The 9,101-nt window shown below is 52.3% G+C and carries 12 protein-coding genes and 3 pseudogenes; 1 reads left to right on the forward strand and 14 read right to left on the reverse strand.

Annotated elements, in window-relative coordinates; translation table 11 throughout:
- Positions 1–334: pseudogene (locus GTGU_RS01285) on the forward strand (ribonuclease D); the annotation flags it as partial.
- 70 nt (positions 335–404) lie between these two features.
- Here GTGU_RS01285 and minE read toward each other — a convergent pair.
- From minE to GTGU_RS24185, 14 genes and pseudogenes are all read right to left on the reverse strand, one after another.
- Complete coding sequence (gene minE / locus GTGU_RS01290; RefSeq protein WP_038153586.1) at positions 405–674, reverse strand: cell division topological specificity factor MinE; 270 nt, start codon at positions 672–674, stop codon at positions 405–407.
- Positions 675–677: 3 nt separating this feature from the next.
- Positions 678–1,490, reverse strand: a complete 813-nt coding sequence (gene minD, locus GTGU_RS01295) for a septum site-determining protein MinD (RefSeq protein ID WP_038153588.1) — start codon at positions 1,488–1,490, stop codon at positions 678–680.
- A gap of 23 nt (positions 1,491–1,513) precedes the next feature.
- Complete coding sequence (gene minC, locus GTGU_RS01300; protein ID WP_038153589.1) at positions 1,514–2,215, reverse strand: septum site-determining protein MinC; 702 nt, start codon at positions 2,213–2,215, stop codon at positions 1,514–1,516.
- A 178-nt stretch (positions 2,216–2,393) separates the two neighbouring features.
- Entirely contained in the window at positions 2,394–3,443 is a 1,050-nt protein-coding gene (locus GTGU_RS01305) for a tyrosine-type recombinase/integrase (protein WP_038153591.1), read from the reverse strand.
- A gap of 290 nt (positions 3,444–3,733) precedes the next feature.
- Positions 3,734–3,826 (reverse strand): annotated as a pseudogene (locus GTGU_RS25580) (DUF1382 family protein); the annotation flags it as partial.
- On the reverse strand, positions 3,823–4,164 hold the full coding sequence (locus GTGU_RS01310; protein ID WP_038153592.1) for a hypothetical protein: 342 nt from the start codon (positions 4,162–4,164) through the stop codon (positions 3,823–3,825). The gene GTGU_RS01310 and the pseudogene GTGU_RS25580, both read right to left, overlap by 4 nt.
- Positions 4,161–4,379 (reverse strand): hypothetical protein, encoded by a 219-nt coding sequence (locus tag GTGU_RS01315; RefSeq protein WP_038153594.1) that lies wholly within the window; start codon positions 4,377–4,379, stop codon positions 4,161–4,163. Before GTGU_RS01315 ends, GTGU_RS01310 begins: the two co-directional genes overlap by 4 nt.
- Positions 4,376–4,978 (reverse strand): phage N-6-adenine-methyltransferase, encoded by a 603-nt coding sequence (locus tag GTGU_RS26860; RefSeq protein WP_342665254.1) that lies wholly within the window; start codon positions 4,976–4,978, stop codon positions 4,376–4,378. The genes GTGU_RS01315 and GTGU_RS26860 overlap by 4 nt, the downstream gene beginning before the upstream one ends.
- Positions 4,967–6,544: pseudogene (locus GTGU_RS01325) on the reverse strand (DNA cytosine methyltransferase); the annotation flags it as partial. The gene GTGU_RS26860 and the pseudogene GTGU_RS01325, both read right to left, overlap by 12 nt.
- Positions 6,541–6,702 (reverse strand): DUF1317 family protein, encoded by a 162-nt coding sequence (locus tag GTGU_RS01330; RefSeq protein ID WP_038153595.1) that lies wholly within the window; start codon positions 6,700–6,702, stop codon positions 6,541–6,543. The gene GTGU_RS01330 and the pseudogene GTGU_RS01325, both read right to left, overlap by 4 nt.
- Before the next feature lie 25 nt (positions 6,703–6,727).
- A complete protein-coding gene (locus GTGU_RS01335; protein WP_051857270.1) occupies positions 6,728–7,021 on the reverse strand; it encodes a hypothetical protein in 294 nt (97 codons plus the stop codon).
- A 23-nt stretch (positions 7,022–7,044) separates the two neighbouring features.
- Complete coding sequence (locus GTGU_RS01340) at positions 7,045–7,671, reverse strand: ERF family protein (protein WP_038153596.1); 627 nt, start codon at positions 7,669–7,671, stop codon at positions 7,045–7,047.
- Between the two features lie 196 nt (positions 7,672–7,867).
- Positions 7,868–8,839 (reverse strand): hypothetical protein, encoded by a 972-nt coding sequence (locus GTGU_RS01345; RefSeq protein WP_038153597.1) that lies wholly within the window; start codon positions 8,837–8,839, stop codon positions 7,868–7,870.
- A 69-nt stretch (positions 8,840–8,908) separates the two neighbouring features.
- Positions 8,909–9,101 (reverse strand): DUF1482 family protein (locus tag GTGU_RS24185; RefSeq protein ID WP_038153598.1); only part of this gene is annotated, 193 nt, incomplete at its 5' end.

Below are 9,101 nucleotides of genomic sequence, written 5' to 3' on the forward strand. Positions count from 1 at the left end.
CAGCGAAATCCGTTTCCACGGCAAAACACTGCTGAGCCTGGTGGCTAAAGCTGCCGCCCTGACCGACGATCTGCTGCCGGAGGCGTTACAAAACCTGGTCGATATGCCGTGTTATCGTAAAGTCTTTAAAGAGATCAAAGCGCTGGTGCAGGTGGTCAGCACTGAGAAGGGCGTGAGTGCGGAGATGCTGGCGTCGCGCCGGCAGATCAACCAGTTATTGAACTGGCACTGGGCGCTGAGACCACAAAATGGATTACCGGAGATGGTGTCTGGCTGGCGGGGAGAATTGATGGCCGATCGTCTGAAAACATTGCTGGACGCGTACCCGCGTTAACGCAGGCCGGGCAAACAACGTGCCGCCCGGCGAATTCCCCGGCGGCGCTGTGCTTGCCGGGGCTACGTGCTCAGGATTTTGACTCTTCCGTTTCTGGCAACGTGACGTTGAGCTCCAGAATCGAAATATCGCCATCTTTTTGCTCTAACTGAACAGTGACCATTTCCGGGTCAATCTGCACATATTTGCAAATCACTTCCAGAATGTCTTTTCTCAGCTGAGGCAGGTAATGCGGTTCTGCGTCGCTGCGACGGCGTTCCGCCACGATAATCTGTAACCGCTCTTTGGCGATGTTAGCGGTATTCTTTTTTCGTGAGAGAAAAAAGTCGAGTAATGCCATAATTTATCCTCCGAACAGGCGTTTGAGGAAACCTTTCTTCTCTTCTTCTACGAAGCGGAAAGGACGTTCTTCTCCCAGAAGACGTTCCACTGCGTCGGCATAGGCTTTCCCTGCATCCGACGTATCATCCAGAATAACCGGCTCACCCTGGTTGGAAGCACGCAGCACGGACTGGTCTTCCGGGATGACGCCGACGAGTTTAATGCGCAGAATTTCCAGCACATCTTCCATGCTCAGCATGTCACCACGATTTACACGACCCGGATTGTAACGGGTCAACAACAGGTGCTCTTTGATAGGATCTTCACCGTTCTCGGCTCGGCGGGATTTTGATGCCAGGATACCAAGAATACGGTCGGAGTCACGCACGGAAGAGACTTCCGGGTTGGTGGTGATAATCGCTTCATCGGCGAAGTAGAGCGCCATCAGCGCGCCGGTTTCGATACCGGCCGGGGAGTCGCAGACGATGAAATCGAATTCCATCTTCTTCAGCTCTTCAAGCACTTTCGCCACACCTTCGCGGGTGAGGGCGTCTTTGTCACGCGTCTGGGATGCGGGCAGAATGAAGAGGTTCTCAGTGCGCTTGTCCTTAATCAGCGCCTGATTCAGCGTTGCATCGCCCTGGATGACGTTAACGAAGTCATAGACCACGCGGCGTTCGCAACCCATGATCAGGTCGAGGTTACGCAGCCCGATATCAAAATCGATAACGACAGTTTTCTTTCCCTTCTGGGCCAAACCAGTAGCGATGGCCGCGCTGGAGGTGGTCTTGCCAACGCCTCCTTTACCCGAAGTAACAACAATAATGCGTGCCATAGAAATTCCTTGTTAAAAAGGGATTAATTCAAAGGTTGAACAGTCAACGCGTCGTCTGCCAACTGCAGGCGTGCCGCTTTGCCATAAAATTCGGCCGGGATGTTATCGCTCAGCCAGTATTGCCCTGCGATGGAAACCAGTTCCGCCGCCAGGTGCGTACAAAATATTTGTGCTTCTCTGTCGCCGCTGGCACCCGCCAGTGCGCGTCCACGCATCATGCCATAAACATGGATGTTGCCATCGGCAATAAGTTCCGCGCCTGCGCTCACATGGCTCGTCACAATCAGATCACATTGTGGTGCATAAATCCGCTGACCGGAACGAACCGGGGCGTCAATCAATCGTGTTTTTGTGACTGGAGTAACATCTTTGGGTGGAGCAGGGGGCGTTTTTGCCGGCGCAGCACGGGTAACTTTTTCTTTCCCTTCAGTCAGTAAGGGAATGCCAGCGCTGTCGATCTCCGCTTTCAGCTTGCTGTTTTTGCAGCCGCTGACGCCCATAATGCGCAGGCCGGTTTCACAGATGACCTGTTGCAGGGGTTGCCAGGAGACGGCATCGTCGAGATTGCTGATATTAACGACCACCGGCGCGTGACGAAGAAAAGCCGGAGCCTGGGCGATTTTGTCTTCTAACGCCTGACGAATAACCTCGGGTTTTGCTTCATGCAAATGGAGGACTGATAAGGTGAAGCTACTGCCTTTCAATTCTAGTGGCGTCTGTGACATCCTGGCCTTACTCAATTTTCACATTATCAACCGCCGAAGTGCGGTGATATTCCGAAGACTATCAGGCATGTTATAGTCAGTCATATATTGAGGCAAGTAACCACCAGATTAATTCAGAGTAAAAGTCTATTTTTCGATAAACAAGACTGAAAACAGTCTCAAAAAATATGTAATTGCATCAGCCTGTTGCTGACATCTTTTTACTCCTTAGCGTGTCAATCTCGTTTTCCTGTGCCAAAAACGTGACAGAACCGACGAATCTGTTTAAATGTTCAGCACTGAGGTGAGCATATTTTTTAACCATTTCCAGTGTTTCCCATCCCCCCATTTCTTTAAGCATCATCAGAGGGGTTCCGTTCTGAATATGCCAGCTTGCCCAGGTGTGTCGTAAATCGTGAAACCTGAAATCGGTGATTTGTGCGATATCGAGAGCGCGGTTAAACTCAGCACGGTCTATATCTGTTAACCGGTCACCGTTCAGCGAGAAAACGAACGGGCAGGTCTTGTCACAGTCTCGCAGGATCCTGATTGCCTCCTCGTTAAGCGGCAGTGCCCTGGCTCGTCCTGATTTGGCGTTCTCGGCGGTAACCATGGCATTTCTGTTTTCAACATCGACGTTTTCCCACTTCAGCGACAGAATTTCTCCTCGCCTGGCTCCGGTAAGCAGGGCGAAGGAGACAATTCTGCGCATGATGCCTGATTCAAGCGCATCGATAAGCTCTCTGGCCTGCCACTTCCTGATCCACCTTACACGAACTTTTGGCTCACGTAGTTCAGGGACATACGGCCGATGGTCTATCCAGCCATGCTTTAAAGCGAGCGAGAACGCGCGAACAATGAACGCCCGGTATCGATTGATGGTTCCGTTTGCCAGAGACTTGCGCGATTTGTGCAGGGAATGAGTAGGCATCTTTCTTGCGATCTCGTCACCCTTAATGCCGGTGATAACACGCCCCCGGAAAACAGACAGCCAGTATTTCGCATAACCCTTTTTCGTTCCGTAAAGTGATTGCCCCTCAGCATCCTTGAGCGCCAGTATCACGATCTCTTCGAACAGATGTTCCTTACGTTTATCAAGCCGCGAAATATCCCACAACTCATGCTTTAACTTGTCGTGGTATTCCTGCGCCTTTGCTTTCTCTTCGGTGCCAGTAGAATGTCTAATTCGCGTTCCATCTGGAGCTGAGATATCAACCCAGTAGTTTTTACCTCTTTTGTAGATCGGCATTTAGTAGACTCCTCACCGACCACAGCCAGCCGGAATACATTGTTGGTTGTTTGAGAAAACTTTTCCACGCTTTCTTCGTTCGCCCTCCAAGAACCGCCGACTTTGAACATGTGGTAACGTGAAGGGTTTCGGTAAATAGTGCTTGGCGACACGTTTATCCTTGCCGCCAGTTCTGGCACCTTAAGGAACGGTTTTTCGCTGGCCATGACTTCCTCCAGGCAAAAAGAACCCGGCACGAGGCCGGGAAAAGGGATAACGGAGCAGTGCTTTAGAACCCAATAGCCAGCTCATACCGGGATCGGCACAAAGCGAATTCCGATGTGTGCGAGGTTATTGGCGATTTCGAGGCTTTTTCTCAAATCAACTGATGAGGCTTTGTTCATGCCGCACTGCCAATGTTGCGCAGCCATATGCAATACGGGCCATCTTCTGTGCCGTGAATTGAACCAACAAACCAGCCATCGCCATCAGGTCTAGTAGGCTCCCAAAGAGAGATATCGCCATCACATTCACCGCTGAAATATTTCTCGGCAAACTCTTCCTGCTCGATGTCTGACTCCAGAGATAGCGTATAAGTCTCAAGGTTGTTTTTATTAAGCCACTCTTCAAACTCGCCAAATACGCCATATTCATTGCCATTTGCTGGTTCGAAGTAGTCAGGGTGTGTCCAGAAGCCGCATTCATCGCGTTCAACCGGAAATTCCACAATCTTATTGCTCATGATTCCACTCCATATCTGCCGTTCATCCGGCCTATGCTGCTGACAAATGCCACAAGGCTGATGCCCATAGGCGCAATCTTCTGGTGATGCTTCTTGAGGATCGGCGGCACTACCACATTCCATTTCGGCTTTGGCCTGGCTTTAAGTGCCTGTCGGATTTCATCCACGCATTTACGTCCCTGTGCGCGGATGGCGTTTTCCTGTTCTGGCGTCATGCGGACTCCCTGCGAGCGAGAAGTTTCGCACCGAAAGCCATAAGATCGTCACGATCCACAGTTGCGAAGTGGCAGTGTGTACGCGGGTACGGATGCCAGATGATGAGCATACTGCCTTTATTATTTCCTCTGACCGGCTTACCGGTGACCGGGTTGATAAAAGCCAGCCGCCCGGCGGTGATAAAGCGAACCTCACTGGCGGTCTGGATAGCCTCCTTGAACCAGCCAACCGATGTGTCAGCCGGTACCAGCATGACCGTCCCGATCTGATTGGCGCTCTCGGCAGTTGCCTTCTTAACGAAAGGCATGATGTCGCTGTATGGCGGGTTCAGCCAGACGTAGCCGGGAATGCTCAGGTAATCAGCCCATGGCGTTTCCAGCGTGTTCTGCTCGGCGGTGATGAGCTTACGGCACAGCGCGTTATGCGGCGCCGCGGCAGCATCAAGTTGAAAGCAAAACTCAGCATCAAGGGAAACGAATAATGCTGGTGGAGTGCGCCAGAGGTCGCGTTGGTCGAGCGGGGTTTTACTTCCGCCATAATCACCATTCAACTTCTCAGCTGGCAGCGCTGCGGCGATGCGCTCACCGATCCAGCGCATAACCGGCACAGCCATAGAGTTGCCGATGGCTTTATAGCGTGGCCCGTCCGGGCATTCATCAGCATCCTTCCCGCGCCAGCCGATCAGAGTGTGATCATCAGGAAATCCCTGAAGGCGCTCGCACTCAATCGGGGTAAGTCGCCGAACTGCCACGCCATGCATTACCGCTGGAGCAAGATTGGTTCCGCTGCTGGCGCTGGTTAATGTCGGTGATTGCTCTTCCGCGTAACCAATGCCACCCGCTTTAGCACCCTGTCCGGCCTTGAATGCATACGCTATAGCTGGCTGCTGGCCGCTATTGGCGTGGCTTTTATCGTGGTTGCCTGCGCGAATCGTTGGAGACAGATCCGGCGTTGCATCAGCGCCATTATCTTTGTAGCTAAATGCAATGCAGGCGTTTTCTTGCCCGTTGTTGCGTCCAAGAGTGTGTGCTAGCTCTCGGTTGGTGTCAGGATCCTGCGTGCCGTGCACTGCGAAAGTCTCAGTATCGAAATCCATTCTGACTCCATGCGCGGTACATGCCGTAGCAACATCGATGTTTCCAGAAGTATTTCCTCCTCCATAAGCCAATACGTTCATTCCCCTATCAGCGCATGGCGAGGAATCATGGCGAGCAGTTAACGTGCCAGCGATCTCGTCCCCGTATTGAGTCTGTGAACCAACGACGGCATAAGTTTCCAGATCATCGGCGGTGCTGTCGTTTCCTTTTGCAAGAAGAGTTCTGGCTACATCTGTATAAGAATCTGATACGAGACCAGAACCGCGCTGGCTGAATAATTCCTGATTACTGGCACCGATTCCGCCAATATTGTTGTACTGATTCAGAGTTGGGTGAGGGTTGGCAGGGTTATCCCAGTGACTACCGACTTTAGAGCGCTCTCCAGCATTTCTGGCAATTTCCGGTTGCGATTCTCGGCGCGGCGCAGAATCCCGGCGCACGCTGTCGAACTCAAAAAGTACCGCTGCGGGATCGAATCCTTTTCGAGCACTTGCGACAACGAACACACGGCGGCGTCGTTGGGCCACTCCGAAAAATTGAGCATCAAGGACGCGCCAGGCAACAACCCTTTGCGGTCCAGACACACAACCTGCGTGCGTCCATTTTCCCCCTGATGGCTGCAACTCACTGCTTTCTCCGGCAAGTCCTGCCAGAAAGCACCCGAAGGCATTGTCTTTGCTGCTGAGCACGCCGGGGACGTTTTCCCAGACGATGATTGATTCTGGCTCACCGCGTTCGCGGCGCTTTGCGTCGATTGCATTGGCTAATTCCACGTAAGAGAGGGTTAACTGGCCGCGGTCGTCAGACAGGCCTTCACGTAAGCCTGCGATGCTGAATGCCTGGCAAGGCGTACCACCCACAAGAACATCAGGCGCTTCTACTTCACCAGCGCGCACCGCATCGGCGATTTTGGTCATGTCGCCGAGGTTGGTTACTTCCGGCCAGTGATGGGCGAGGACGGCTGAGGGGAATGGTTCGATTTCAGAGAACCATGCCGGTTTCCAGCCGAGAGGTTCCCACGCTTTACTGGCAGCCTCGATACCACTGCATACTGATCCGAATCTCATGCCGCAGCCTCCCGCCTGTTGTTAATCTCTTCTGCTAACCGCTGCGCCTTAAGCGGGTTTTTGATAACAGAGAGGCCGGGATATACCCAGCCTCTTTTAAGTACGGAGTAGACAAAAATGACTGAGCATACTCGTATGTTGTCGTTAACATGCTTCATGGTTTTATTCCTGCCAGAGATATGATCACTTCCAGCGTTGCCAGAAAATGCCTTTGTACGTGTCTTTGTGTGTATATTCACGACCGCGAATAGGTTTAATTGGCCCGACAATCTGGAACACTGGCCCAGAGAAAGTGTTAGCATCCCATACAGCCTTCGCGTGAAGCTCATCAAGATAGCGCTCAGCTCTTTCTGAAGCCGTCTCGCGCCGGTAATCGTTGTTTGCGATGGCATTGAAGCAGCGAGCCAGCACCTCTTCTTTGGTTCCGGCTCCAGGAAGGACGTGCAGATAGCCCGCCCCGGTAAGAGGTGATGACATGATGTTGATCCTGAATGATTTGGTTAGGCGGCTTGTTTCAGCTCTTTGAAACGGATATCAGTGACGTCTTTGCATTTCGTCTGGTGATCAGGGAAGCCTGCCAGTGATTTCCACGTCTCTGCGTAACGAGCTTTGAGCTTCTGCGGATCGTTTTCATGTCCAACGTATTCGCTGAACTCTGCAAGAATCTGGTCTGCATCTGTTGGACGAACCTGGTGAACTTCAGCATCAGCGTCTATTATTGTCTCTTCAGTTGGGATGCAGAAAGCCTGGAATGCAGCGTACTTATAGGCTATAGACATGGCTTTGTTCGTCGCCTTGTCGCCACTATCCATTGCTTCACCATAGGTAGTGACAGTATGAATACTGCCGTCTTCTGTACTGACAAAATCGAAGTCGCCGCGGACAGTGATGTAGAACAGCGCTCCGCCGTTTTTGCTGGTTCGCTCTGCGATCGTTCGCTCTGTATAGCGTGGAAGGATAAGAAGCTTATTCTTTACAAGTTCAGGCGCCAGAGCATTGTAAATATCGTCGATACCACGGAATGCATAATTTACCTGGCTCCCTTGTTTTCTTGCCTTCTTGATTCCTTGCTCAGCTAATGCCGCAGCTACTCCGCTAATCGCTGCGTATACCTTTTTAGTTTCCATGTCACACCTCAGAATGGTGGATCACCAAGGAAGTCACGACTTGATAACCGTTCGTTTTTTGCCAGTGAAAGGTTTAGTCGTTTCAATTTTTTATTACCGGCGCTACGCCAGTAACGTGCCTCTGCCAGAAAGCAAATTCGTTTTAACCGGCTTTCCTCCTTTGTTCTGGCAAGCTCTACTGGAATCATGATTCACCTCAGTAATGAATTTTTGCGCAGGGAATCAGGTCATCTTTGAGGGCGGTAAGCACTTCGATAGCCTGTTCGCGGGTTAAACTGGTGTGGCTGGTGAGTGCGTTAACGATGTTGGTACCGATCGTCTTACGGTGCTTCACGTCAGCTTCACGTTTTGCCTGCTCATCGGCGATGCGCTTCTCTTCTGCCAGGCGGGCTTCTTCTGCCTGCTTTGCCTTAAGGCGCTCAGCTTCCACTGCCTCTGCTTTTTCGCGCTCTGCCCGAGCTTCAGCTTCCTGCTTCTCGCGTGCCGCACGCTGTTCGGCTTCGATGCGCTGGCGTTCAGCCAACTCAGCACGTGCTTTCTCTTCCGCTTCACGGCGCGCTGCGGCTTCAATCTCTGCTTTGTGCTTCGCTTCCGCATCGCGGCGGGCCTGTTCTGCTGCTTCCTGCTTAATTCGTTCTTCATGCTCGCGTTGCGCCTGTTCAGCCTCGCGGCGCTGCTCTTCGCGGTCACGATCGAAAGCGTCATTCATCAGCAGAGCCATTTCGTGGTCTGCCTCGATCTGCGCGGCACGCTGGCGGTCGAAATCTTTGTTCATCTCCAGCGCTTCGGCGTGCAGAGCATTCATAACTTCTTCAGCCTTAATACGTTCCTGCTCGGCTTCCCATTCGGTGAGTGGGCGGCGGGTCGCATCGCGCAACTCGTCACACGCATCAACGAAACGCTTAATTTCGGCCTCAGCAGGGCGCACAGCCTCTTTCAGTCGCTTCAGGTACTCACGGCCCGGCTTTTCGATTGCGGTCTTGCTGCGTGACACCTGCGCCGCCAGAGAGGCAACACGGTCACGGCCTTTCTTCGTGGACAGGTCCGGAACTTCGTTTACTGCCTGGCGGATTTGTTCGAGATAAGCATCAAGTCCGCCAGCCGAATAAAGCACTGGTGCCTGTTCCGGCTTGATTTCTATGACAGTTAAGTCCGTTACTTCGCTCATGGTTTCTCCTGAAATTTGAATGTACGCGTCCCGGCCACGTAATGTCAGCCTGGTCGGTTGAATAGGGGATTACTGCTGCGCGATATCTTCTGCAGGAAGCTCGCCGGTATGGATGCTTTGTTCTACTGGCCAACACTCAGCTGATACTTTTTGCTCTTCAGCTGCGAGTGCGCATTCCTGTGGAGTGTCGTAAACGCCGAGAACGACGTCCTGATAATCACCGTTGGTCATTGCCACGGTCAGGACTAATGCGAAGAGAGTA

This window comes from Trabulsiella guamensis ATCC 49490 (assembly GCF_000734965.1).
Lineage (GTDB): Bacteria > Pseudomonadota > Gammaproteobacteria > Enterobacterales > Enterobacteriaceae > Trabulsiella > Trabulsiella guamensis.

Coding starts and splice junctions, on each gene's coding strand:
- minE (WP_038153586.1), bottom strand. CDS start 674: ATGGCATTACTCGACTTTTTTCTCTCACGAAAAAAGAATACCGCTAAC.
- minD (WP_038153588.1), bottom strand. CDS start 1,490: ATGGCACGCATTATTGTTGTTACTTCGGGTAAAGGAGGCGTTGGCAAG.
- minC (WP_038153589.1), bottom strand. CDS start 2,215: ATGTCACAGACGCCACTAGAATTGAAAGGCAGTAGCTTCACCTTATCA.
- GTGU_RS01305 (WP_038153591.1), bottom strand. CDS start 3,443: ATGCCGATCTACAAAAGAGGTAAAAACTACTGGGTTGATATCTCAGCT.
- GTGU_RS01310 (WP_038153592.1), bottom strand. CDS start 4,164: ATGAGCAATAAGATTGTGGAATTTCCGGTTGAACGCGATGAATGCGGC.
- GTGU_RS01315 (WP_038153594.1), bottom strand. CDS start 4,379: ATGACGCCAGAACAGGAAAACGCCATCCGCGCACAGGGACGTAAATGC.
- GTGU_RS26860 (WP_342665254.1), bottom strand. CDS start 4,978: ATGCGCTGGATCGGTGAGCGCATCGCCGCAGCGCTGCCAGCTGAGAAG.
- GTGU_RS01330 (WP_038153595.1), bottom strand. CDS start 6,702: ATGAAGCATGTTAACGACAACATACGAGTATGCTCAGTCATTTTTGTC.
- GTGU_RS01335 (WP_051857270.1), bottom strand. CDS start 7,021: ATGTCATCACCTCTTACCGGGGCGGGCTATCTGCACGTCCTTCCTGGA.
- GTGU_RS01340 (WP_038153596.1), bottom strand. CDS start 7,671: ATGGAAACTAAAAAGGTATACGCAGCGATTAGCGGAGTAGCTGCGGCA.
- GTGU_RS01345 (WP_038153597.1), bottom strand. CDS start 8,839: ATGAGCGAAGTAACGGACTTAACTGTCATAGAAATCAAGCCGGAACAG.